The organism is Pseudomonas sp. GW822-FHT06B12, assembly GCF_058799675.1.
This window is the reverse complement of the sequence record NZ_JBXALR010000005.1, coordinates 441450-466010: the sequence shown is the minus strand read 5'-3', so window position 1 is coordinate 466010 and position 24561 is coordinate 441450. Positions and strand designations below refer to the sequence as shown.

At 56.6% G+C, this 24561-nt stretch carries 24 protein-coding genes and 1 other RNA gene; 9 read left to right on the top strand and 16 right to left on the bottom strand.

The window, feature by feature from the left end; translation table 11 throughout:
• Positions 1-88: 88 nt before the first annotated feature.
• Positions 89-658: a type IV toxin-antitoxin system AbiEi family antitoxin gene (abiEi, locus tag AC1RKH_RS14515; RefSeq protein ID WP_493062540.1), complete on the top strand. Its 570-nt coding sequence runs from the start codon at positions 89-91 to the stop codon at positions 656-658.
• Positions 645-1541: a nucleotidyl transferase AbiEii/AbiGii toxin family protein gene (locus tag AC1RKH_RS14510; protein WP_493062539.1), complete on the top strand. Its 897-nt coding sequence runs from the start codon at positions 645-647 to the stop codon at positions 1539-1541. The genes abiEi and AC1RKH_RS14510 overlap by 14 nt, the downstream gene beginning before the upstream one ends.
• Before the next feature lie 115 nt (positions 1542-1656).
• On the opposite strand, the gene AC1RKH_RS14505 is transcribed toward AC1RKH_RS14510, so the two are convergent.
• From AC1RKH_RS14505 to AC1RKH_RS14490, 4 genes are all read right to left on the bottom strand, one after another.
• Positions 1657-1926, bottom strand: coding sequence for a PIN-like domain-containing protein (locus AC1RKH_RS14505; protein ID WP_493062538.1), 270 nt, complete (start codon positions 1924-1926; stop codon positions 1657-1659).
• Entirely contained in the window at positions 1923-2510 is a 588-nt protein-coding gene (locus tag AC1RKH_RS14500) for a DUF433 domain-containing protein (RefSeq protein ID WP_493062560.1), read from the bottom strand. Before AC1RKH_RS14500 ends, AC1RKH_RS14505 begins: the two co-directional genes overlap by 4 nt.
• A 603-nt stretch (positions 2511-3113) precedes the next feature.
• Complete coding sequence (locus AC1RKH_RS14495) at positions 3114-3371, bottom strand: hypothetical protein (protein ID WP_262112040.1); 258 nt, start codon at positions 3369-3371, stop codon at positions 3114-3116.
• A gap of 35 nt (positions 3372-3406) precedes the next feature.
• Complete coding sequence (locus AC1RKH_RS14490) at positions 3407-3700, bottom strand: DUF6124 family protein (RefSeq protein ID WP_493062537.1); 294 nt, start codon at positions 3698-3700, stop codon at positions 3407-3409.
• A 245-nt stretch (positions 3701-3945) separates the two neighbouring features.
• On the opposite strand from AC1RKH_RS14490, the gene AC1RKH_RS14485 reads away from it, so the two are divergent.
• Complete coding sequence (locus AC1RKH_RS14485) at positions 3946-4383, top strand: YciI family protein (protein WP_493062536.1); 438 nt, start codon at positions 3946-3948, stop codon at positions 4381-4383.
• Between the two features lie 221 nt (positions 4384-4604).
• Here AC1RKH_RS14485 and AC1RKH_RS14480 read toward each other — a convergent pair whose 3' ends face one another.
• The gene (locus AC1RKH_RS14480; protein ID WP_493062535.1) at positions 4605-5177 is read right to left on the bottom strand and encodes a LuxR C-terminal-related transcriptional regulator; all 573 of its coding nucleotides are present in this window, start codon (positions 5175-5177) and stop codon (positions 4605-4607) included.
• 151 nt (positions 5178-5328) lie between these two features.
• Between AC1RKH_RS14480 and AC1RKH_RS14475 the strand changes: the two genes are divergently transcribed.
• The 3 genes from AC1RKH_RS14475 to AC1RKH_RS14465 are packed head-to-tail and all read left to right on the top strand — an operon-like array spanning position 5329 to position 9434.
• Entirely contained in the window at positions 5329-6507 is a 1179-nt protein-coding gene (locus AC1RKH_RS14475) for an acetyl-CoA acetyltransferase (RefSeq protein WP_493062534.1), read from the top strand.
• Positions 6508-6509: 2 nt separating this feature from the next.
• Positions 6510-8051, top strand: coding sequence for a class I adenylate-forming enzyme family protein (locus tag AC1RKH_RS14470; RefSeq protein WP_493062533.1), 1542 nt, complete (start codon positions 6510-6512; stop codon positions 8049-8051).
• Between the two features lie 42 nt (positions 8052-8093).
• On the top strand, positions 8094-9434 hold the full coding sequence (locus tag AC1RKH_RS14465; protein WP_493062532.1) for an MFS transporter: 1341 nt from the start codon (positions 8094-8096) through the stop codon (positions 9432-9434).
• Positions 9435-9540: 106 nt separating this feature from the next.
• Here the strand turns inward: AC1RKH_RS14465 and AC1RKH_RS14460 are convergent, their stop codons facing one another.
• Positions 9541-10395, bottom strand: coding sequence for a DUF1460 domain-containing protein (locus AC1RKH_RS14460; RefSeq protein ID WP_493062531.1), 855 nt, complete (start codon positions 10393-10395; stop codon positions 9541-9543).
• Between the two features lie 249 nt (positions 10396-10644).
• Positions 10645-11997 (bottom strand): OprD family outer membrane porin, encoded by a 1353-nt coding sequence (locus AC1RKH_RS14455; protein WP_493062530.1) that lies wholly within the window; start codon positions 11995-11997, stop codon positions 10645-10647.
• Between the two features lie 780 nt (positions 11998-12777).
• On the opposite strand from AC1RKH_RS14455, the gene AC1RKH_RS14450 reads away from it, so the two are divergent.
• The 3 genes from AC1RKH_RS14450 (at position 12778) to AC1RKH_RS14440 (ending at position 14586) form a co-directional block, all read left to right on the top strand.
• On the top strand, positions 12778-13614 hold the full coding sequence (locus tag AC1RKH_RS14450; protein ID WP_493062529.1) for a hypothetical protein: 837 nt from the start codon (positions 12778-12780) through the stop codon (positions 13612-13614).
• A 216-nt stretch (positions 13615-13830) separates the two neighbouring features.
• A complete protein-coding gene (locus AC1RKH_RS14445) occupies positions 13831-14094 on the top strand; it encodes a hypothetical protein (RefSeq protein WP_493062528.1) in 264 nt (87 codons plus the stop codon).
• 159 nt (positions 14095-14253) lie between these two features.
• Positions 14254-14586 carry a hypothetical protein gene (locus AC1RKH_RS14440; protein ID WP_493062527.1) on the top strand — a complete coding sequence of 111 codons (333 nt, stop codon included), beginning with the start codon at positions 14254-14256 and terminating at the stop codon, positions 14584-14586.
• Positions 14587-14819: 233 nt separating this feature from the next.
• On the opposite strand, the gene AC1RKH_RS14435 is transcribed toward AC1RKH_RS14440, so the two are convergent.
• From AC1RKH_RS14435 to AC1RKH_RS14395, 9 genes are all read right to left on the bottom strand, one after another.
• Complete coding sequence (locus tag AC1RKH_RS14435; protein ID WP_493062526.1) at positions 14820-15386, bottom strand: hypothetical protein; 567 nt, start codon at positions 15384-15386, stop codon at positions 14820-14822.
• 338 nt (positions 15387-15724) lie between these two features.
• The gene (locus tag AC1RKH_RS14430; protein ID WP_493062525.1) at positions 15725-15946 is read right to left on the bottom strand and encodes a hypothetical protein; all 222 of its coding nucleotides are present in this window, start codon (positions 15944-15946) and stop codon (positions 15725-15727) included.
• 65 nt (positions 15947-16011) lie between these two features.
• Positions 16012-16405, bottom strand: a transfer-messenger RNA (tmRNA) gene (gene ssrA, locus AC1RKH_RS14425).
• A 103-nt stretch (positions 16406-16508) separates the two neighbouring features.
• Complete coding sequence (locus AC1RKH_RS14420; protein ID WP_054594084.1) at positions 16509-16784, bottom strand: PA2433 domain-containing protein; 276 nt, start codon at positions 16782-16784, stop codon at positions 16509-16511.
• Between the two features lie 163 nt (positions 16785-16947).
• Positions 16948-19758, bottom strand: coding sequence for an FAD-binding and (Fe-S)-binding domain-containing protein (locus tag AC1RKH_RS14415; RefSeq protein WP_493062524.1), 2811 nt, complete (start codon positions 19756-19758; stop codon positions 16948-16950).
• On the bottom strand, positions 19755-20426 hold the full coding sequence (locus AC1RKH_RS14410; protein WP_493062523.1) for a LutC/YkgG family protein: 672 nt from the start codon (positions 20424-20426) through the stop codon (positions 19755-19757). The genes AC1RKH_RS14415 and AC1RKH_RS14410 overlap by 4 nt, the downstream gene beginning before the upstream one ends.
• Positions 20426-21880, bottom strand: coding sequence for a LutB/LldF family L-lactate oxidation iron-sulfur protein (locus tag AC1RKH_RS14405; RefSeq protein WP_493062522.1), 1455 nt, complete (start codon positions 21878-21880; stop codon positions 20426-20428). The genes AC1RKH_RS14410 and AC1RKH_RS14405 overlap by 1 nt, the downstream gene beginning before the upstream one ends.
• Positions 21877-22701, bottom strand: coding sequence for a (Fe-S)-binding protein (locus AC1RKH_RS14400; protein WP_493062521.1), 825 nt, complete (start codon positions 22699-22701; stop codon positions 21877-21879). The genes AC1RKH_RS14405 and AC1RKH_RS14400 overlap by 4 nt, the downstream gene beginning before the upstream one ends.
• Before the next feature lie 156 nt (positions 22702-22857).
• Positions 22858-24546: a lactate permease LctP family transporter gene (locus AC1RKH_RS14395; RefSeq protein ID WP_493062520.1), complete on the bottom strand. Its 1689-nt coding sequence runs from the start codon at positions 24544-24546 to the stop codon at positions 22858-22860.
• Between the last annotated feature and the right edge of the window lie 15 nt (positions 24547-24561).

Sequence of the window (24561 nt, the reverse complement as noted above, 5' to 3'; positions counted from 1 at the left end):
ATCTATCATTTTAAGAATGCCCCCGTCAGTTGTGGGCTAGCTCTACAGTAAGTTACATTAAGTGAAACCTTCCGTAGAGTCGTGCGGCATGCAGCCCTATACAAAATCGACGCAGCCCATGGGGCGTCTCTTACGAAAACTGACCAATCTGGCCAGCGAAGAGCGCTATCTTTTTACTCCGGACGACCTCAGGGTTCTTGTGCCGGATATCTCCGAAGGTGCCTATAAAACCTTGTTGAGCCGTGCTGCTTCGGAAGGCCATCTGGCGCGGGTGTGCAGAGGGCTTTACCTGTTTGAAGGGGCCAAACCCTCCAGCGGTCTGGTGCTGTTTCATGCCGCCGCCAGACTGCGTGCCACGCAGTTCAACTACATCAGCCTTGAAACGGCATTGAGCGATTGCGGGGTTATCTCACAGATCCCCATCAACTGGATCTCGCTGATGTCATCCGGGCGCAGCAGCATCATTTCATGTGGACGATGGGGCACCATCGAGTTCGTACATACCCGTCAACAACCCCAGGACCTGGTGGGGCAGGTTCATTACGACGCGCGATGCCGACTATGGCGAGCCACGCCGCAGCAGGCATTACGTGACATGAAAGTTGCGAAACGGAACATGGATTTGATTGATTGGAGTGTCGCCAATGAGTTTGTTTGATGAGCTGGTCGATGAAGCGCTTAAATACCAGCAAAACCTGGCGCCGTTGCGAGTCGTCGTGGAGAAGGAATTGCTGCACCACGACATCATGCTGGCGTTGAGCTCTGCCGGCATGCTCGCAAAACTGACTTTTATCGGCGGTACTTGTCTGCGTGCTTGCTACGGCTCGAATCGATTGAGCGAAGATCTCGATTTTACCGGTGGGGCTGACTTCAATCGTGAAAGCCTGACCGAACTGGCTCAGGTACTGGTCGATACTCTGAAGACCAAATATGGTCTTGAAGTCGAAGTCGGCGAACCGGTTCGTGAGGAAGGCAACGTCGACACCTGGAAGTTGAAAGTTCAGACCAGACCAGGACGCAAGGATCTACCTGCCCAGCGTATCAACATCGACGTCTGTTCCATCCCGAGTTACCAACCACAACCTATGCTGCTGCTCAATCCGTACGGGGTCGACATGGGCACCAGCGGTCTGATCTTGCAGGCTGAAACTCGCGAAGAAATCTATGCCGACAAGATCGTTGCGTTTGCCCTGCGCCCCAATCGAATCAAGAACCGTGACCTGTGGGACATGGTCTGGTTGCGCCAGCAAGGCGTAACGCCGCAGCTGGATCTGGTGGCAAAAAAGCTCGCTGATCATCACTGCGAGCAGGGTGAGTTCTTGAGATTGTTCAAAGAGCGTTCAGCGGTGCTTGATACCGATCCGAAACTCGTCGCCGAGTTTCGCAAGGAAATGGGTCGGTTCCTACCCGGCGAATTGGTGACGCAAACCGTTAATGAACCAGCGTTCTGGACGTTTTTGGTGGGGCATATACGTGATTTGTATGTGAAGACTGAGCGCGTGTTGGGCGGGGATGAGGGGGCTCAGGATTTCAGGATGTGATGGCAGACCTGTAATGGGGGTAATCGACAGTCATTTTTCCGCTCCAACTGAAATGGGCGACCTTGATGAGAGGCCGCCCATTTTCTTTTGTGGATGAAAAGACTAGGGCCGGGCTTTAGATTTTCATCTGATCAAGCTTTCCATGAGTCGCGAACTTCCAAGGCACGCGGAACGCTCTTTTCTCAATATCGCCTTTAGTAAATTTGTCTTGTGAGATAACGGCCCATCCACCTTCTTCACTCAATGTTGAAATCCATGTCACATCACTTGTACTTTGTGGGAATTTGTCCCGCAGTGGCGTCACGGTGTGGCCTTCGGTTTTAGATAACTCGTTAAGGGCACGGGCCAGAGCGGGAGGGAGGTTATTGTCCAGCAGGAAGTTCAAGCCGCATTCCTGTGTTCAAAATTGACCGCCGCTTCTACTGCGCTGGCAGGTATTTCGTAAAGTTGAGCAACACGCTTGGCGTCGTTCCCTTCGGCTTGATAAGCGTTGAATACCGTTGCTGTGTCGATCCCTGTAATGGAGAGCACAGGTTTCCCAAAGTTTCTGGAAGGGTCGAGAACGATGGCCTTGCTGCGTTTGATCGGATACCAGCGTTGGGCGGCACCTGAGCCTGTGTAATCAATGCCTTCATAGAGCGATGGCGTGATGACCTGTTTGAAGGCGTATTGCCTTTTGACCAGATCGAGCAATGCGTCATCGCCGAGTTCATCGAGAACAGTGGCGAATATACTCCGTCCGTCTGTTTCGAATCGTTTGCAGGTAAAGGGATAGGCCTGATCAAACATTGCTTTTGCTTGCAGCGAAGCGCTGCGAATAGCTTGCAGGCTAACGCCGTGTTTACGGAAAGCGTGGACGAAGCGAATTTCGAGAAGGTCGTGAAAGCCCAGGATGGGCTCGCTCAAATCAGCCAGCTCGGAGGGCCACAGGCCAGGATGCAGAGCGCCGTGGGCGGTATACCCGAACAACCAGCGGCGGATATCGGCGGCTGGGATGCCGGTGTAGAGCGCGGCTTCTGCCGGGGTGTACAAGCCAATGCCAACAAGGTGGCTGGGTAGCGCAGTGCGTTGCATGTGGCCTCCTTGTCAGCGGGTAGTGCGGAAGGTGGAGTCTGGTGGCAGTGGCGATCTCGATCAATCGGTTTGAGACGAACTGTCTGTTTCGTCTGTTCAGATTAGGTTTGCTGCTGATCCCGCACAAGTTCATCGACGACGCTTCGGCTTGCGGGAATTGTCTGACCCTGACCACGGAAGGAACGGTGCTGAGGCAGTTTTACGAGGCGATAACCACGGATTGAGTCGACAGAAAGTTACGTTAAGTGAAACCTTCCGTTGAACCAGAAGCTTTTCGTGAGCAGCACACGGGTTAACTCAGTCGCTTAATAGTGGCCCGCGAGGGCTAATGCCTGTCAGTTAAGGCACAAACCTGTGGGAGCGAGCCTGCTCGCGATGACGGCATAACATTCAACATCAATGTTGACTGACCCACCGCTATCGCGAGCAGGCTCGCTCCCACATGGATTGCGCTTAACTGACTGACATTACATTACCCGCGAGGGCCATCTTTCTTCTTCACGATGACAAAACCTGCGCCTGCAATCGTCGCCCAACGACATCCAGCAAATCGCAGCCATCGCGCAGTGAAACCACCAACGCACGTGCCAGTTCACTGTGAATCCCCTCGCCGGTGGCGACGTTCTCCAGCAACTGGGTCGCGGTGCGGATGCGGTAGGCGGCTGTTTCATGCAGCACGTCCAGCGGCGCTTCAGTGTCGATCAACAGGGATGCGACGGTGCAGTCGATGCCGGTGATGGGCATGTATCGAGCCATGACAGAACCTCCATTCAAGAGCAGAACGTGACCACTCAGTGGTGAGCGGCGGGTTGAGGTTCGTGCGCTGCGTCCGGCGTGTCGAAATGCTCCAGCGCCCGGTTCACCAGCAGCTCGCCCAGCACGATCAACTGCTGAATCGCCAGCGCCACGTTACGACGCGAGTCGTCGAGCTGGAAGGCCAGGTCGGTGGTCATGACATTGATAGAAGCGAGGGTTTCGCTGGTGTGGATCAGCAGGGTTTCGGTGTCGATGTCGGGGAGGAGGGTGAAGAGATGGCTTGCGGGAGTGGCGGTTTTTTCGGGGGGATTGAGGGGGATCTTTTTCATGGTGGAGCTCCGGTAGTCTCGAGAGGCCTACACTTTTACGGCCTGTCACAACCGGTCACTCATTTGCAGCGACGCTTCAAATGTATCTGCACGACGAGAGGCTTACCAGTTCATCAATGACGCCGCAGTTTGCGGGAAATATCCTAGGATCGTTGGGACGCGGCAAAAAAAATGAAAGGCTGTCGATTTGGGACGCCACCGTTCGACAAGGTTGTGAGTAGTTCAAATCCAGCGGAGATAAGACGATGCGATTCATGATCATTATAAAAGCCAGCCAGGATTCTGAAGCTGGCGTGATGCCCACCCAGGAATTGTTGACCGCGATGGGCAACTACAACGAAGAACTGGTCAAGGCCGGCATCCTGCTCGGCGGTGAAGGCTTGCACCCCAGCAGCAAAGGCACCCGCGTGCGCTTCTCGGGCGAGAAACGCACGGTGATCGACGGCCCGTTCGCCGAAACCAAGGAACTGATTGCCGGCTACTGGCTGTGGCAGGTGAAGTCGAAGCAGGAAGCCATCGACTGGGTCAAACGCTGTCCGAACCCGATGCCGGGCACAGAGGCCGAGATCGAGATTCGCCAGGTGTTCGAGGCGGAGGATTTCGGTGCCGAGTTCACACCGGAGCTGCGTGAGCAAGAAGAGCGTGTGTGGGCGCAGGCGAAAGATCAGGCGAAGAAGTGCTAAAGCGGAAAGGGGGCTGATTTATTTTGAGTTGAGTCGAATGCTTGAGCGGTTGTACTGATTTGTCCGGCCTCGTCGCGGGCAAGCCTTGCTCCTACAAGGGATCGCGAGTACCGGTATTTCCCAAAGTCCGCACCAGGCGGGCTTTGGTTCGCTCCTGTTTACGTGCAGGAAATCGGGAGCAGCCCCCGATCAGGCGGCGGAATAGGAGAAGGCCTTGCCCATCAACTCACAAAAATAATCTTCGAAACCAACTCCGCACTGTTCTTGGCCTGTAGCTTTTTCATCAGGCGTGCGCGATGGACTTCCACGGTCCGGTGGGAAATCGCCAGTTTTTTGGCCACTTCCTTGCAGGTCAGGCCGTTGACGATGTGCATCGAGATTTCGCGCTCGCGAGGCGTGAGGTTCACGGTGGCGTGGTGCGCCCGGTCCATGCGTTCGAAGTGCCAGACCATCAGTTTGAACGGGTCGTCCAGGGTCAGGGTATAGCCGTGGGACCTGGCCCAGAACACCTCGCCGCTTTTGTGTTGCATGAAGCGTTCATCGGAGTAGGAGCCGCTCTGGCTGTTGCGCAACCAGGTCTGGCTGCGATTGCCGATGGTTTTGTAGTCCGCCTGGGAAGGGTAGATCAGCAGGGTCAGATGACCCAGAAGCTCTTCGCGCTGGTAGCCGAACAACTCCAGGAATGCTTCGTTGCAGTCGAGCATCACACGGTTGCCGGTGATGAGCTGCGGGGCGGGTGAAACCTTGAACGCCAGACGCTCAAGGTCTTTCAGTTGATGTGCGAAGACGGTCATTGGGCATCCTGCCTCGATTTAAATCCGGTACTGGCGACACCATGGACCAGCACAGTTACTTATCCATGTACGTAGTTGCACTAACTAGCGAGTGATCCGGGCGGTAGGTCATTGTAAGGAATGCCTGATCCAAGCACAGAAGAAAATCACCATGCCCCATGATTCCGTCTCCATCGTCGCTGCCGCTCACTCCCGTTTTGGCCGTCTGGACGGTTCCACTCTGGAAGACCTTATCGTTCAGGTCACCCGCGAAGCCCTGGCGGATGCCGCTATCGACGCCTCGGAAATCGATGCCATGTTCCTCGGACATTTCAATTCGGGGATGGTGGCGGATGGTTTTCCCGCCTCGTTGATGCTGCAAGCCGACCCAGGCTTGCGCTTCAAGCCCGCGGCCCGTTGCGAAAACGCTTGCGCCTCGGGTTCGGCGGCGATTCATGCGGGTATCAACGCGATTCTCTCGGGCTCGGCTGAACTGGTGTTGATCGTGGGTGCCGAGAAGATGACCTCCAACTCCACAGCCGACGTCACCAAGGCCCTGGCGGGTGCCGGTTATCAGAACGACGTCGAAGAGGCCGGGCTCAGCTTTCCGCAGTTGTTCGGCCTGGCTGCGCAACAGTACCGTGAGCGCTACCAATGCCCGATGGCGTCGATGGCCGCCATTGCCACCAAGAACCACTCCAACGCCATGGCCAACCCACTGGCGCAGATGCACCGGGTCATGGATTTCGAGCACTGCAACAACGTGTCCACCAGCAATCCTTATGTGGCGCAGTCGCTGCGCCTGACCGATTGTTCGCTGATCAGCGACGGTGCTGCCGCCATTGTGCTGGCCTCGTCCAGGCGTACCAGGCAGTTTCGTCGTGATGTGCTGATTCGCTCGGTGACTCAGGTCAACGATTTCCTGCCGATTGCCCAGCGCGACATCCTCGCGTTTGAAGGCCCGCAGCGTGCAATCCATTCGGCCTTGCGCGGGGCCAATATCACCCTGACCGATCTGAGCTTTGCCGAGGTCCATGACTGTTTCACCATCGCTGAACTGTTGATTTACGAAGCCATGGGGCTGGCCCCCAAAGGCGAGGGGCATCGGGCCCTGGATGACGGTATCGTGCGGGCGGGTGGGCGTCTGCCGGTGAACCTGTCGGGTGGACTCAAGGCCAAGGGGCACCCCGTAGGCGCCACCGGTGTGTCGATGCACGCTCTGGCCTTTCGGCAAATGACCGGCGACCCGATCGGCCTGGCCGTGCCCAATCCCGAGTTCGGTCTGCTGTTCAACATGGGCGGAATGGCGGTCGCCAACTACGCCTCGGTGCTTCAAGCGCGCAGGGCCTGAGCATGAATATCGCCAACTGGTTGAACGACGCCGGTCGTCGCTGGCCAGAACGCCCAGCGTTGTTTGAGGGGCAGCGACAAGTCGCCGACTACGGCTCGTTTGCCGCCCGTGTCCGTAGCCGTGCCGCGCAGCTCATTGACGAGCACGGCATCGCGCCCGGCGACCGTGTGGCGCTGTTCATGAAGAACAGTTGCGAATACCTCGAACTGCTTTATGCCGTCTGGTGGGTTGGCGCGGTGGCGGTACCGATCAATTGCAAGCTGCATCCGATTGAAGCCGGCTGGATCATCGAGGATGCGCAAGCCCGTTTGATTTTCACTGATGGCGGCAAGGTGTTCTTGCCCGAGGCGTTGCCGCAGGACTGTCGAGAACTGGATGAAGGGGACGGGGTGCCGTGTGCTTCGGTCGACTCAACGGCGCTGGACACTCCCTGTCTTCGCCAATCCGATGACCTTGCCTGGCTGTTCTACACCTCCGGCACCACTGGACGATCCAAGGGGGTGATGCTGTCCCACGGCAACCTGACGGCCATGTCGCTGTGTTATCCGCTGGATGTTGATCCGGTCAGCCCGGATGACGCGGTGGTGTACGCGGCCCCGATGTCTCACGGCGCCGGACTGTACAACTTTATCCATGTGCGTTGCGGTGCTCGGCATGTCATCCCCGAATCCCGTGGCTTCAAGGCTGACGAGCTGTTCGAGTTGGCGAGCGGGCTGCGCAATGTCACGTTGTTCGCCGCGCCGACCATGGTCAAGCGCATGGTTGAACAGGCCCGTCGCCAAGGTTATGGCGGCGATGGGATCAAGACCATCGTCTACGGTGGCGCGCCCATGTACCTGGCGGATCTGCAAGATGCGCTCGAGACGTTTGGCGCGCGGCTGGTGCAGATCTATGGCCAGGGGGAGAGCCCGATGACGATCAGCGCCTTGTCGCGTGAGCTGATCGCGGATCGAAATCGCCCCGACTGGGCCTCGCTTGCAGCGTCTGTGGGGCGGGCGCAATCGTGCGTGGACATCAGGATTCTGGACCCTGAGCACCGGCCGCTACCTCCCGGTCAGTCGGGGGAGATCGCCGTGCGTAGTCCCACCGTCATGCAGGGCTACTGGCGCAACGACGCGGCGACCCGCCAGACCTTGGTGGATGGCTGGCTGTTGACCGGCGACATTGGCTTGCTTGATCACGCGGGTTATCTGACGCTCACCGATCGCTCCAAGGATGTGATCATTTCCGGCGGCTGCAACGTGTACCCTCGGGAAGTAGAAGAGGTGCTGGCGCAACACCCGGAAGTATTTGAAGTCTGCGTGGTCGGTGAGCCGGATGTGCAGTGGGGCGAATCGGTGGTAGCGTTCGTCGTTCCCCGCAGTGCAGGGGCGCTCGATGAATCTTTGCTCAATGCCTGGTTCATCGAACGTATGGCATCGTTCAAAAAACCGAAGAAGTACGTGTTTCGCACCGAGCTGCCCAGGAACAGTTACGGCAAGATTCTCAAGACCGATCTGCGCCAGTGGTTGAAGGAGGTCGCGAACGGCGCTGTTGTTCCTTGAGTTGTGTTTTCCATGGATAGAAATCAGACAGGAGTCCCTCACGTGGGCATTCAACAGAAAAACCCGGCCCGGCAACGGCGCCGGGCGTTTATCGGTGCAACCTCCGGCCACTTGATCGAGTGGTACGACTACGGCGTTTACGGTTTTCTCGCCGTCTATATCGGCAGGGCGTTCTTCGTCTCGGACGACCCGACCACCAGCCTGCTCGCCAGCTTTGCCGCGTTTGCCTTGAGCTTTTTCATCCGGCCGCTGGGCGGGCTGTTCTTCGGTCCGCTGGCGGACAAGATCGGCCGACGCAAAACCCTGATCACGGTGCTGGTGATGATGGCCGGCTCCACCTTTTTGCTGGGGCTGTTGCCAACCTATGCATCGATCGGCATCGCCGCGCCGATCCTTCTGGTGTTGATCCGCTGTGTGCAGGGCTTCTCGGCCGGTGGCGAGATTGGCACCATCACCAGTTTCATCTCCGAGTACGCCGGGCCCGGGCGACGCGGGTTTGCGACCTGCTGGTTGATGGTGACGGCGGTGCTCGGCCTGTTGCTGGGCGGTGCGGTGGCCAACGGCATGACCTGGGTGTTGGGCGCGGACCTGATGCAAGCCTGGGGCTGGCGTATTCCGTTTCTGATCGCGGCGCCGCTGGGCCTGATCTCGATGTACATCCGCCTGAAGCTGGAAGACAGCCCCGAGTTCCTGGCGTTGCAGCGCGCGGGGGAGACCTCGAAGGCCCCTCTGCGAGAAGTCTGGCAGTGGAAACGGGCGATTGCCCTGGTGTTCTTCATCATCACCCTGCACAGCTCGATCTTTTATCTGGTGCTGACCTTTGCCTCGACCTACATGTCGAGCATTCTCAAGTTCGACAGTGGCACGACCTTGCTCTACGTCTTCATTGCCAGCCTCTCGGCCGCAATCGTCATGCCGTTCGGCGGCGCATTCACCGATAAATATGGGCGCAAGCCGTTTCTGTTGGTGGTCGGCACCCTGGCAACTCTGGCGATGTACTGGCTGTTCAAATCGGCACCCACGGCGACGCCGGCTTCGTTTATCTACCCGTTGATGACAGTGGCAATCCTGTTCGGCCTGTATGCCTCGTCGACTTACGCATTGATGAGCGAGTTGTTGCCCACCCGCATCCGCTCCACCGGCATCGCGGTGGCGTACAACATTCCGGTGGCGGTATTTGGCGGTAGTGCACCGCTGATTTCTACCTGGCTGATCAAGGTCACCGGAGACATTACCTCGCCCTGGTACTTTTACATCGGCACGGGGGTGGTGTCGCTGATCGCGCTGGTGCTATTGCGCAAGGAGGATTTTGTCGCCTGCGCGGGTCCCGCCGAAGTGCAGGGCGTTGGGCGAACCGATCTGGCGCTGGCGCCCGCTCCTTGAACAGGTGAGTGACATACAAACCCCAGATGCAACAAAGCCCGCACAAGACGGGCTTCGTTGAGGCTTGAGGATGCAGAGGACTCGCGTCAGAGGGACGCTCCAGAATTCATTGAACCTCAGGCACAGTTTGCCGCGCCCGTAACACCACGATCCCTGGCGTCTTCGCTATGTAGTCCTTGAATGGAGAGTCTACGACTTCTCTGTTCTTTTTCTTCGAAGAGGCATTACGCAGCACGGGCCCTTCGTCTTTGTTGATAAAGAATCCTGTATGGGTGACGTCCAGGCCTGCGACTTGGGTGTAAATGCCAACGTAATCGCCCGTCTGCAAACGGCTGATCACGCGGTCGTTAACAAACGCGCTAGGGATGTAGGTAATACTGCGTTCGATCATGGGCACGCCAGGCAAGTAGGCGCTGCCATCGGCTTTGCGGTTGAGGCGTTTGACCACGGTTACCGCATGAGGGCTGATTTGAGCGGTGACGTCGTCGGCCAGTTTTTGCTCGGCCTGCGACCAGTCTGTGAAAAAGTGCCGGCGATGCAGGAAATCGAGATTGCCGTTCACATAACGCGTCTGAATGAGGTTTTTGAAGAAGTCCGCTTCATTGTTGGACTTTCTCAGCGCTTCGACGTAATCCAGATAGGTGAAACAGTCCAGGCCCCTGAAGTCGACTACCAATTCTTCCGGGGTGGTAGAAGAGCCTTGCAGCCTGTTTGCGACATAGGGCAGCCCCAAAAACTCTCGTGAAATCAGATTGTTCATCTGCCCGATGTCATCGGGGTTGGTCGTTGAGCGTTCTTTGAGCAGGGCATCCAGTTTGCTAGCGGTATAACCATCCATGTTCAGTGGGGTGTGCCCATTCCCGGACGCTACGTTCTCCACTGCTTTCGTATTCTCGACGGGCAGCCCGGTCCCGCACGCTGTCAGCATGGATGCCAAAAGAAATACAGCAGACCTACGCATTCGATTTCCCGTCGTTTTCGACTATTACGTCGCAAATGGTAATGTTTATTGATAGGTCTGTGGGGATTTTGAGATTGCCGGGGGGAAGAGCGAAGTACTTTAGCGACGGACTGTTTGCTGGCTTTGTGCCGTGCTTGAGCGTTTTTGGCATGCTCTGGATCGGAGGAGACACTGCGTAACAGGCTAGAAAGCTCAACCCCCCAGACGCAACAAAGCCCGCTTTTGCGGGCTTTGTTGCACTATCAGTGCTTACCAAAGCGGTACGACATAACTCACGTAGAGCCGGTTTTCATCCTGCTTGCTCTGGCCCGTCAGGCTCGGGTTGGCCTGGGCGTTTTTCCAGGTCACGCCCAGTCCCTTCAACTTACCATCAGGCACCTGGTAGCTCAGCGCCAAGTCGCGCTCCCATTCGCTGTCGCCGCCTTTAGTTACTTTGATCTTATCGCCGTGCGCGTAGGTGGCCAGAAAGCCAAGGCCTTTGATGCCCAACTGACCGAAGTCGTATTTGTATTGAGCCATCCAGGTTTCTTCGCCAGCATGCTGGAATTTGTTCAGTTGCAGGTTGGTTAGTGCCGGTGTATCAGCGCCGGAGCCAGGACCTTGTCGGGCATCGCCACCGTTAAGCCCGGAGTCCAGGTAAGGGAAGTCACTGTCACCGGTGTTTTTCTGGGCCCCCAAGCCAATGGTGTGGCCCGCCAGACTGTAGCTTTCCATCAGGCTGATAGTGGACTGGTTAATACGCCCCTTGGTCAAGCCGTCACCGTAAGAACCCGCGGTGGCAAAGTCGCTGTCGCCATTCGCGTTGCCGCCTACGCCCAGGCTGCGGTAGGCGCGGAAATCACTGAGGAGGCTACCGACCGGCAGCGCGGTGGTGTGCTTGGCGCCGATGAAGGCTTGTTGGTAGTAGTCCTGAAGATTGGAGTACCACAGGCTTAAGGTGGTGTCGGCCAGGCCTGTATAGTCAGCACCGCCATAGAGGAAGCGGTCGCTGAGTTTCGCACCGCCGCCAGTGGTCATGTCACTGTCGTTGCTTTCATTGCGAATTTTCGTCCGGATGATGTCGCCACCCGTGAAGGTGAAGTCGGACAGGTCTTTCGACACCAGTTGCACGCCGGTGTTGGTCTGGTGGTACAGACGCCCATCGGTGTTGGCCAGCATCGGGTTATTTTGGCTGAGCATACCAACGCGCAACTCATCCTTAAGGAAGCGCATCTTGAAGGTCGGGCTCAAGACACTAAAGTCATTGGCGGATTTCCCATCATCCAGCGGGAACATGCTGCCGGGATAACGACTCTGGTGATCCTTGTTATTCAGATCACCACCAGAGTCGAGCTTGAAGCCGTAAAACGCCTCAAGATCGAGGCCGAAACCCACAGCACCGTCGGTATAACCGGAGCGGAAATTGAACTGGAAACCCTGTCCCCAGTCGCGGTAACTCTTGGCCTTGGCGGTGCTGCCCACCACGTCACGGCCTTGTTGATTGAGGTAGCGGTTGAGCAGGGTCAAGTCGGCATGGCTGTCGTCGATGAAGTCCGCATGGGCAGGCAACATCGCGCCTCCCAGCAAAGCGCCAACGAGGGATACGGCTAGTTTCTTGATCATCATGGATCTCGTTCACAGGGTAATTCACCCTGCCGACGGACTTGTTCATCCAAGGCAATCCTTTACCCATGCATCGGCAGTTTTGCAGCGCTGATGCCAAGCATTTGAATCGCTGCAATATTTTGAAACGCATTAGGGGCTTCGAATATGACATTTCGGTTACGCGATCTTTAGATGTTCGTTGCATTGACCTGCATATGAAAAAGGCGCTAAAGAAGAAAACGAAGTGTGTCCCCGATGGAGTTCAGCTAGGACTTAGCCAAGGAAACAGGCTTGGATAGCGCAGCGAATGACGCCGGTGAAGTTGCGGGAATCGATCATTTCTTTTGCTGACCAGGTCTGGCATCGCGAAGAGCGTGGCGTAACCAATTTCAAATGCACTGGTTTATGAGTCGAGGCGTAGCCTTACTTGCTCGCATTCGGGTCGCGGAGGATATCGAGGGGGGAGGTGGCTGGCGAGCTGAAAATCGTTTTCAAGCATGGCCTGATCCGGGTTGAGTATCTTGAGGTTGAGTCGCTGGCACGGAATGGAAAACAACGTAATGCCGCGTTCCGGGCTGGTTTTCAACAAAGAGGGCTTGCGCAGCAAGCTAGAAACCCCAAACCCCAAACCCCAGATGCAACAAAGCCCGCACTAGGCGGGCTTTGTTGATGCTTCGTTTGGTGGGCCGGGGGGATTTGAACCCGCATCCAGCCCTCGTACTGCGGGGCTTTCAGCCTTCAAGCTGCCATTTTGCTGTCATTCTGTTTATATTCCTCGGAAAGGAGAATCGAAGGCAAATGGCTATGGGCAATATGGAAAAAAAGAAGAAGGTTATCAAAGAAGGCGTTTGCGCCTTAACCGGGGTTTACGGGCCTTTTGTTAAGTCTCATTTGATCCCCCAAGCACTAACGCTTCCAGAGATTCCTGGCACCCACTTTATTGAAGCGGGCCGAGGATCACGACCGATAAGAAGGTTTACAAGCTGGTTTGACGATTCGATGGTTGTTAGAGCCGGCGAGGACTATTTGAGTAAAATCGATAGCCGCGCGATTGCTGAACTGCGTAAACACAAAATGGTATGGAGTGGGTGGGGGCGTAGTAAGGTACTGAACTGTAAATATCACGAGTTTATATCGGAAGGTCGAGAAGGGCTTCGAATGCTTCCTGGTGTTGATGCTAAGCTACTTCGGGTTTACTTTATTAGTTTGCTTTGGCGGGCGCTGGTCACTACTCGAAAAGAGTTCTCACACGTTAAAAATAATGGACTAGATATCAATGAGCTGCGGGAGATAATTCTGTCAGGGGACCCAGGGTCTTTGTCTAGTCATCCTATTGTGCTTTACCAGATGAACACTCGAGGGTATTGCCATAACAATACACCGACACTTGATGATGTTGTTTTACCTGCCACTGAAGACGAGCCAGAGGAGCGAGTTACAACTTATCGATTTTACATGCAGGGGTGCATAGCACACATCTATGCTGGGGTAGATGTGCGAGTGGCTCAGCGACTGGGAGGTATTATTTTAGGCGGACATGAAAATGCTCTAATATTTACTCATCCATTCAACGCATCCAAGCAATTGGATCGAATGAAATCTGTTTTCTCAGAAATTGTAGCCCACAATGAGTGATTGATGAAAAACCGCGATCGATGCTTCTTGGTCATCTAGCGGCAGAGTCAGGCTTTCCCTTAGCGTTATTTCCATCATCCGGTTTTACACTCCAAAGTTCTTCTGCCTTGCTGCCTGCACTGATATCAGCTGAAGGCATCCAGCGACCATAAACTTGAGCGATCATCAGCCAACTGGCATGACCCATTTGCTTACGTGTCTCAACTGGCCGCAGTGATGAACCAGTTCAGCCCTGAGCCAAGCACGCAGTCATACGTGATTACCGATGACGTTGCGCTGGTCGTGGATGCAGCGCTCGCTCGATTGACCAAGCGCGAGCAGCAGATGGGGGATTTCGTTTGGTTTTACTTTGGCGCGAAGTGGCCAGCAAACCGTGTTGCGCGGGAGCATGGTATATCTGAGCGAAAGGCGTGGGAACTGATTAAGGCGGGCGTGGCCTGGATCGACGGAGCGATTGATCGATCTACCGAAGCTGCGTAAAAAAAGCTTTCCGTACAGATGAACACCTGTTTTCATGGCACGGTGTTCAGCTGTTTCAGCGCGACACCACAGAGCAAGCCCGGCCACTGTGTCGGGCTTTTTATTGGCAAAATTTTGGATGTCTGCCTATCTTCAGTGCTTATTTATGGAGAACTGAAGATGTCTCGATATGAAGCACTGGCTAAAGAACTCAATATCCAAATAGCTGCTGTTGACAAATATTGGTCTGATTTGAACGGAGCTGCTCGGTCTATCCATAAGGCATTCGGGGATTATCTTCAGCTCCCGGGTAATTCTTATGTAAGTGACGATCAACAACAAAAGCCATACCTCAGGTTTGGAACTGTGCATGAAGGTAAGTTTCAGCAAGCGAATGACCTTCAGCCACGTGAGGGTGAGATGGATTCATTAAAAATGGCTATCACCGTTGACGTTGTCAGTGCTAGAGGTGAAGTGGTTGAAAAATGTGTCGCAGCGACCGTAAACGAGTAGATGGGAAGTTTCAGGTGGCTGTTGATGGAGTAAAAATAGCGATTACGATTCATGGAAATGATTTCACTGATGTAGCGCAAGCAATGTATGAAGTCATCCACGGAAATCTAAAGAAGAGACCGTAGGTGCGCTAGTTTTTTCAGACCCCGCCATCGAGCGGGATCTTTCATCTCTGGTGGGCAGTGTTTCTTGGGAGTCAACTGGCTTTCAGTAATGCTGTCTTTAACTGGAGACTAAAAAATTAACTTTGGGTAGGTTATGAATCCTGCACAGGCAACAACGGTAACAAGAATTATGATCGACAGGGCCGTGCAGAAGATGTTGAAGGCTTTGTATATTGGTTTGCTTTCCATGCTGGAAAATAACCAGAATAAATTGAAGCCGCAAAGTATGACTATGACGGCTGATGCCATAAAGTTAGCGAATGCTATGAATTCGTGACCATCATTAAAAATAGCTGTGATTTCTTGAAATTGAGGGAGTGCAAGAATCATCGCAATGCAAAGTGCTAGGTTTTTAAGGCCATCAAAAAGAGTTTTTATATCTGTGAAAAATTTCTTTGGAATTATCGGGTCTTTCCGGCTGATTTTCTTTTTTTCATTGATTATTAAGTAGCCTTTGTCTGCGAGTTTGTTAACTTTTTCCCCAGTCGATAAAAAGTATGATTTTTGAGCCATGATAAAGGTTTGTTCGTTGCGACCTCTGGGCTCCTTTATTTCTTTGGTCTTCTCAATGACTGTGTATGTCTTGCCTGATGCGCACTTGGCTTTGAAGCGGTCAGTTTCGATAGCGGATGTCATTTTTTCTTCGCAATTACAGTGGGATTTTAATGGTATCTCTTTGCCATTATGCGCTGGGCGGCAGTTTTTTTCATGTGCGCGCAGCAGGGGCGAGTCCTTTTTCTTGGTCTGGGACGCATCCCAGGGAACTCTTTAGTTACTAAAATGTTTGCCGTATCAGCAGACTTCTTCAGGAAAAGGGGATTTATTTTTGGCGCGTGTCCCCGATGGAGTTCGGCTAGGGCGTAGCTAAGGAAATAGGCTTGGACAGCACCGCGAGTGATGCCAGTGAAGTTGCAGGCAACGATCATTTTTTGCTGACTGGGTCTAGCATCGCGAAGAGCACGGCGTTGCTGGTTTCAAATACGGTGGCTTGCGAGTTGAGGCGTAGCCGTACCTGCTAGCAATCGGGTCGGAAGGATATCAAGGGGGGAGGTGGGCTGGCTGGCAAGCTGAAAGTCGTTTTCAAGCTGGGCTTGAACCAGGTTGAGTATCGCGAGGTTGAGCTGCTGGCACGGAATGGAAAACAACGTAATGCCGCGTTCCGGGCCGGTTTTCAACAAAGAGGGCTTGTGCAGCAAGCTAGAAACCCCAAACCCCAGATGCAACAAAGCCCGCACTAGGCGGGCTTTGTTGATGCTTCGTTTGGTGGAGCCGGGGGGATTTGAACCCCCGTCCGCCAGTACTCCGCTGTCGGTACTACATGCGTAGCCGTGTCTATTAAGTTAACCCTCAGCGACCCGACGGGCAGGGTGCTTTGGGCGAGTTGTGTAAGTTTTAGCCGCTTCGTCCACAACGTACTGCACGGCGATTCTGTTCTATATGACAATCACTTTGGGTTTACAGACATCCCCTGATGATTGCTGGACCCGAAGGTACCAGGAGGGAAGGGCTAAGGCTGCTTACGCAGCGAGAGCGTATTCCCCGTAGGTTTCGTCATTGGCAACTATAGGAAGTTGCAACAGTGGATTTACGAGTTCTGTTACCAACTCGGCATGCACCTAAAGTTTCGCAACCGGCGTCGAATCCTAAACGGCCCCGAACTCACTGCTCTGTGAATCAATTTGAGCAGCAAGCGTGTGTAGTGTACGCCAATGCGTGTGGCGAGTCGACCTTCTGTCCAGTGTGCGCGTCAGGGCCGGGTTACTGGCTGTTTTTATGGCTTTGAACGGACTGCAGCGCCTGCTGCGTCAGGGCCACGCATTCCCGGTCGTTTTTCGCGTCATAGGCTGATTTGGCTTGCTGGAGTTTGCTCGTGGCGTCGCTTTGTGTGGCGGCATCGAGCTTGGTCGCATTGGCCAGTTCGCTGGTGAGTGTTTGAAGGTTTCTCGCGCACATATCGCTCTCGTTTGAGGCAAAGGCGTGGGCGGTTGTCAGTGTCGCGCAGATAAGCAGTCCGGCCAGGGCGGATCGCTTCATGGGTTTTCTCCTTGAACAACGTCGGGAACCAAGGGGCTTGGGCTTAATAGATAGACTGTCGCGGCGCACAAGGGTTCTGGATGGGGTGAAAAACAGAGACGTTTTTCTTCGGCGGGAGAATACAGCAAAGGGGCGAGGTGCCCCTTGCTGGATGGTGTATGTATCAGACCGTTCTGGCCTGGGTCACTCGGTCCACCAGGTAAACCAATCCGTGATAATCGATCCCGCCATGCTGGCTCAGGCCGATTTCACAGGTGCGGCTGGTAGAGATACCTTCGCTGCAATGCTGCACGGCGTCTTTCAATGTGCGCAGTGAGTGAGCGTTCAGTTCAGGTGTGGTGAAGCCCTTGTCGCCGGCAAACCCGCAGCAGTGAATGCCTTCCGGAATAACCACGTTCTTACTGCAACGTCGCGCCAGATCGATCAACGCCTGGCTCTCGCCGAGGTGCTGAGTGCTGCAGGTGACGTGCACTGCAATCGGCGCTTCCTGGGGCGTGAAGTCCAGTCGGTCGATCAAGTGCGTACGAATGAAGCGCACCGGGTCGTACAGGTCCAGGCGCACATCGCCAAGGTCTTGCACCAGACGCAAGGTGCAAGGGCTGGTGTCGCAATAGATCGGGTCGAGCCCGCCGCGGCTGGCATGCAGCAGCGCACCGATCAGTTCCTGGCGTTTGTGTTCGGCCTGTTCCGTGTAGCCTTTGGAGGCGAACGGCTGACCGCAGCAGAGGTTGTCCTGATTGCTCGGCGAGACCACTTGGTAGCCGGCTTTTTCCAGCAGGCCGCGAGTCTTGTCGTAGAGCGACATCTGTTCCTTGTCGCCGGCCGCCGGGCCCATGACCCGCGACACGCAAGCTGCCAGATAGACCACTCGCGGGCGTTCGTCGGCCACCGTCGGGCTGAAGCGAACCGCTCGTTCCGGTTGCGGTATGGCATTGGTCCACTGCGGGATTTGCCCTTTGGACAGTTTGCTCAGCGCGGCGGAAATCTTCGTCAGCCGTGGCGCGCCCAGCAGCATCCGCGCACCGTTGGCCACGTGCAGTGTGAAGCGCGCGCCTTGCAGCGCGGTGGCGAAATTTCCTTCGAGCCAGTTGGCGGTTTTCGTCCGGGTTGCCGTGCGGCTACGGAGTTTTTTCACCAGCTCGCCGGTGTTGATTCCTACCGGGCAGCGTTGGGCACACAGTCCAGTGGCGGCGCAGGTGTCGAGGCCTTGATATTGATACACCTCTTCCAGTTCCGAGGTGTCGATGCCAGCGGGCTTTTTCGCTTGAATGTCACGCCAGATCACGATGCGCTGGCGCGGGCTCAAGGTCAGGCCTTTCGATGGGCAGACCGGCTCGCAGAAACCGCATTCGATGCACTTGTCCACAATCTCGTCGGCGGCCGGCAGCGGTTTCAGGTGCTTGAGGTGGATCTGCGGATCCTCACTCAGCACCACGTCCGGGTTAAGGATGCCGTTCGGGTCGAGCAAGTGTTTGAGTTGCCACATCAACTGATAGGCGTCGCTGCCCCATTCCAGTTCGACGAAGGGCGCCATGTTGCGCCCGGTGCCATGTTCGGCTTTCAGCGAGCCGCCAAACTCGACGGCGACCAAGTGCGCCACGTCGTCCATGAACGCCTGATAGCGTGCGACTTCTTCCGCGCTGTTGAAGCCTTGGGTGAAGACGAAGTGCAGATTGCCTTCCAGTGCATGACCGAAAAGGATCGCTTCGTCGTAGTGGTGTTTGTCGAACAGTTCGATCAAACGGTTCACACCTGCCGCCAATTGCTCGACCGGGAAGGTCACGTCTTCGATGATCACCGTGGTGCCGGTTTTGCGCACCGCACCAACGGCGGGGAAGGTGTCTTTGCGGATCGCCCAGAGCTTGGCGTTTTCCGCCGGGTCTTGTGTGAAGTCGACTTGTTTCTCTACTGGAAACGCGACCAGCGAGCTCATGATCTGCGCCAGTTGTTCATGCAACAGCGCAGTTGATGCGGCGCGGGATTCGATCAACAAGGCGCAAGCGTTGGCTGACAGTTGCTGGACGAAGGCCGGCATCCCGGGTTTGTCCTGCACCGAGCGCAGGCTGCGGCGGTCGAGCAGTTCCACGGCCGAGACCGGTTGGCTTTTCAGCACGGTCACGGCGTTGCAGCAGGTTTCGACATCGGGGAAGACGATCAATGCCGAGGCTTTGTTCGGATGGTCGATCACCGTGTCGTAGGTCACCGCGCTGATAAACCCCAGCGTGCCTTCGGAGCCCACCAGCAAGTGGCTCAAGATATCCACAGGCTCGTCAAAGTCCACCAAGGCATTGAGCGACAGGCCGGTGGTATTTTTCAGACGGTATTTGTGGCGAATTTTTGCGGCCAATTCGCTATTGGCGCGGGTCTCGCGGCCCAGGGTCGCCAGACGCTCCAGCAGTTCAGCGTGACTGCTGCGAAATGCCGTGACACTGGTGGCGTCCTCGGTGTCGAGGCGACTGCCATCGGCCAGCACCAGGCGAATGCCGGCCAGCGTGTGGTAGGTATTTTGCGCGGTGCCGCAGCACATGCCGCTGGCGTTGTTGGCGACGATGCCGCCGATTTTGCAGGCATTGATCGACGCCGGATCGGGGCCGATCTTGCGGCCAAACGGTGCCAGCCAGGCGTTCGCTTGCGCGCCGATCACGCCCGGTTGCAGGCGGATTTGTGTGCCCTGAGCGCGGATCTCGCGACCGTTCCAGTTATCGCCGAGCACAATCAGCACCGAGTCGCTGATGGCCTGACCAGAGAGGCTGGTGCCGGCGGCGCGAAAGGTCACCGGAACCTGATCACGCTGGGCCAGTTTGAGCAGGGCAACCACTTCATCTTCAGACTCGACACGGATCACCAGTTTCGGGATCAGCCGATAGAAACTCGCGTCGGTGCCGAAGGCCAGGGTCGACAGCGGATCGTCGAAACGCCGGTCATGGGGAATCAGCTGCTGCGCATCGCGCAGGAACGCTGCCGGTAGACTCATTGGTCCTCCAGAATCAGCACCACCAGGTCTTTCGGGCCGTGGGCGCCGTAAGCCAGGACTTGCTCGATGTCGGCGGTTTTCGACGGGCCAGACACCAGCAAGGCGTTGGTCGGCATGCCTTGGGCCCACTCGAACTCTTGCTGCACCTGATAGAAGTTGTCGCGAATTTCACTGGCCTTGAGCAGGGCGAAATGCACCGGAGGCACCAGGCTCATCAGTCGTGGTTCTTCGCGGGTGGGCCAGATGATCAGGCTGCCGGTGGCGGCGATTGCTCCGAGGGTGGTGGTCAGGCTGGCCGGAGTGTCGTTGAACAGCTCTGCCTTCCATTCTTCTACTGGGCGGTCGTAGGCCTTGAGTGTTGGCAGCTCGGGATTGTTCGACCAATGCTGCGTGATGCGTTGACCGTGCGGCGTAGTCGGTGCGATCAGCAGGCTCGGCAACTGACGGTCGCGCAGTAATTGCGTGAGCAACTCTGGCCAGCCTTGCTCACTGGTCAGGTGGATTTCGGTGTGCACCGCTTCCATCAGTTTGCGCAGTTGCGGGATGCGTTGCTCTGGGGGGTAAGTGTAAGGCTCGGTCACCAGTGCTTCGTCGAAGTTGTCAGGCACTGGCGTGGTGCCGGTCAGACTGTTGCGCAGTTTGGCGAGGATGTTTTGCTTGGCGCTCATCAGCGGTCTCCCTGTTTGGCCAGATGTTCGCGGGCCATGTCATGCAATGAGCGGGCGGCGGGTTTTGGCGCGCTATGGTTTTGCGTCCATGGGCCAACGTTGCTTGGCGTGAGGGCGCGTAGGCGAGTGGCGAAGAAACCGAACAGCCGATACAGCGTCGGCGAGCTGTTGAGTTTCGCCCAGGCGTTCCAGATGAAACGCTCTTTGCGCGAGAATTTGCTGCCTTGGCCGCGCATCACTTGATGAGGGCTGTCAGGGGCTTTGACGTTTTCTTCGCGTAGGCGGCGCAGCAGTGCCGGGATCGGAATTTTTACCGGGCAGACTTCACCGCAGGCGCCGCACAGCGACGAGGCGCTCGGGTGGTCCGGGACTTTCGCCAGACCGACCAGATGCGGGGTGATGATCTTGCCGATCGGGCCCGGATAAACCTCGCCATACGCATGACCGCCGATGCGCGTGTAAACCGGGCAGTGGTTCATGCAGGCGCCGCAGCGGATGCAGTTCAGGGTCTGACGCAGTTCGCTGTCGGCAAAGGCCTGGCTGCGACCGTTGTCGAGCAATACCAGATGCACTTCTTGCGGGCCGTCGAGCTCATGCTCCTTGCGCGGGCCGGAGATCATGTTGACGTAGGTGGTGATTGGCTGGCCGAGGGCCGAACGCGTCAGCAAGGAGAGCAGCGGTACAACGTCGCGCAGGTTTTCGACGACTTTCTCGATGCCGGTGACGGCAATGTGTACCGGCGGCACGGTGGTCGACATGCGCCCGTTGCCTTCGTTTTCCACCAGCAGCAGGGTACCGGTTTCGGCCACGGCGAAGTTGACGCCGGAGACACCGATGTCCGCTTCGAAGAATTTCTGCCGCAAGACCTTGCGACCGATCTGAATGAGTTGGTCAACGTCCTTGGTGTATTCCACGCCAAGTTTGTCGTGGAACAAGGACGCGACCTGACCGGCATTCTTGTGGATCGCCGGCATAATGATGTGTGAAGGCTTCTCGTGGTCGAGCTGGACAATGAATTCGCCCATGTCCGACTCCAGGCATTCAACACCTTGAGCCGCGAGGACATGGTTCATCTCCATCTCTTCGCTGACCATCGATTTGCCCTTGATCACTTGCCGCGCCTCGTGAGCGCGGATGATCGATAAGACGATGCCATTGGCCTCGTCCACCGTTTCCGCCCAGTGCACTGTCACACCGTTGCGGGTCAGGTTCTGTTCCAGTTGCTCGAGCAGCTCGGGCAACTTGGATAACGCGCGGGCACGGACTGCATTGCCCAAGGCGCGTAAGTGTTCTCGCTCAAAGGCATCGCTGAAGGACGCTGCCCGCTTTGCCATCAGTGAATCCATCGCACTGCGAAAGTTGTTCCGCAGTTGCTTGTCACCCAACGCCTCGTGAGCCCGGGTGCGAAAATCTTCTTCAACCGCTACCGTCGGAATCAGCGTCGAAGTGCTCATAGAGCACCTCCGGTACGCTGCCAGAGGAAGCTGGCCAGGTGTTGACCGCGTAACGCTTCGTTCTGTTTTTCCAGCGAGCCGTTGATGTTCATCAAACAGCCGCAGTCGGCACTCAACACCGTGTGTGCGCCGGATTCCTTCAGGGCTCGGGTCTTGTCCTCGACCATCGCACCGGAAATGTCTGGCATTCGGACGCTGAATGTCCCACCAAAGCCACAGCATTCACTTTCGTGGTCATGATCGACCCGTTTTACGTTGCTCAGTTGCGACAACAACTCGCGGCCATGCAAGTGGGTGTTCATCTCACGCCGTGCCGAGCACGAGGTGTGCAGCGCCACTTTGACCGGCTCGCCGCTGTCCTTGAGCTGCACCTTGCAGACGAACAGCAGAAACTCGGCCAGTTCATAGGTTCGCGCCGCGAGGGCTTGAACCTGTTTCAACGTCTCTGGCTCGTCCTTGAACAAGTCGGCGTAATGTTCACGCAGCATGCCCGCGCAGGAACCCGAAGGCACTACCACCGGATAGTCCCCGGCGAACAGCGCCAGTTGCGAGCGCGCTACGGTCCGGGCCTGTTCGGTGTAACCCGAGGTGTAGGCCGGTTGTCCGCAGCAGCTTTGCCCTTGCGGGTACTCGACGCGAATACCTTCGCGTTCGAGCAAGTGAATCGCGTCCATCCCGGCCTCGGGATAAAACAGATCGACCACACACGTGCCGAACAGGTAGACCCGCTGCGGTTTCTCGCTGGGGTACTGGCGCGGTTCAGGCAGTGGCGGGGCGACACGGGTCGCGTTCGGCACAGCGTTGTAAAAAAGCTCGCTCATCGGGCGTGTCTCTCGGCCGGTTATCCGTCCGCTGAGGCTGCTGACTATAAAGCGGGAAGCTTTCAGCAGCCTTGCAGACCGGGTGGTGAGTCGCTGACGCCGGGATCGTATCCCGGCGTCGGTTTTTTCCATGCTTCGTGTAGCTGCGTGTCGCCCTTAGTGCACCAGCATGCCGGTAAACCAGTAGGCCTGGGCCAGCGTAATCAGGCCGACGATAGTGGCAAAGAATAGGCTGTGCTTGAGGGTGAAGCGGAACAGGTCGGATTCCTTGCCCACCAGGCCGGTCGCAGCGCAGGCCACGGCGATCGATTGTGGCGAGATCATCTTGCCGGTCACGCCACCGCTGGTGTTCGCCGCCACCAACAGCACGTCGTTAACGCCGATCTGGTGCGCGGTGGTCGCTTGCAGCGAGCTGAACAGCGCATTGGACGAGGTGTCCGAACCGGTCAGAAATACGCCCAGCCAACCGAGGAATGGCGAGAAGAACGGGAAGGCAGTGCCGGTGGCGGCCAGTACCAGCGCCATGGTCGACGACATGCCTGAATAGTTGGTGACGAAGGCGAAGGCCAACACCATGCCGATCGACAGAATAGGCCAGCGCAGCTCGTAGAAAGTTTCTTTCAAGGTGGTCAGACCAATTCTTAAATTGATCTTCAGGATCAGCATCGAGATCAGTGCTGAGAAGAAAATCGCCGTGCCGGTCGCGGAAATCGGGTCGAATTTGAATACCGCCGGAATGGCGGTCGGGGTGGCTACGATCGGGGCGGTCTTGATCACCAGTTGGTCAAGGTGCGGGATGGCGAAGTTGAACACCCAGCTGTACATCGAACCGCCAGCGGCGAACATTGCCTTGAAGGGCTTGAGTGTCCAAATGGTGACCAGCGCGGTGAGGATCAGGAACGGCGACCAGGCCTTGAAAATCTCGCCGATGCTGTACGGCGAAGGCTGGGTCGTACGCGGTTGACCGAAACCTCCGGCGCTTCTCACGGTTGCTGCGCCGACGCTGGCGGTTGCTTCGGCGAACGAACGCTTGGGCTGCCAGACCTTGAGGAACAGGGTTAGGGAGACCAGGCTGACCAGTGCCGAGGTGATGTCCGGCAGCTCGGGGCCGATGAAGTTCGAGGTGAAGAACTGGGTCACGGCGAAGCTCAGGCCGGCCACCAGTGCTGCGGGCCAGGTTTCACGAACGCCGCGCAGGCCGTCCATCATGAACACCAGCCAAAACGGCACGAACACCGACAGCAGCGGCAACTGGCGACCCGCCATGGCGCCGATCTTGAAGGCATCGATGCCGGTGACTTGCCCGGCCACGATGATCGGAATCCCCAGTGCGCCGAAGGCTACCGGCGCAGTGTTGGCAATCAGGCACAGGCCGGCGGCGTATAGCGGGTTGAAACCCAGCCCTACCAGCAGCGCGGCGGTAATCGCTACCGGTGCGCCGAATCCGGCGGCACCTTCCAGGAATGCGCCGAAGCAGAAACCAATCAGCAGCACTTGCAGGCGTTGGTCGTCGGTAATCGACAGCACCGAGCTGCGGATCACCTCAAACTGGCCGCTCTTGACCGTCAGTTTGTAGAGAAACACCGCAGCCACGATGATCCAGGCAATCGGCCACAGTCCGTAGGCAAATCCATAACCAGCAGCGGCGAAGGCCATGTCGACAGGCATCTTGAAGGCGAAGATCGCCACCAGTATCGACAAGGCCAGGGTGATGCTCCCGGCGACGTGTCCTTTGAGGCGGAACACGGCCAGAGCCAGGAAGAAAAATACGATAGGGATAACGGCCGCGAGCGCGGACAAGCCGAGACTGCCGAGCGGGCTGTAAAGCTGTTGCCAGGTTTGCATATGGGGTGGCCCCTA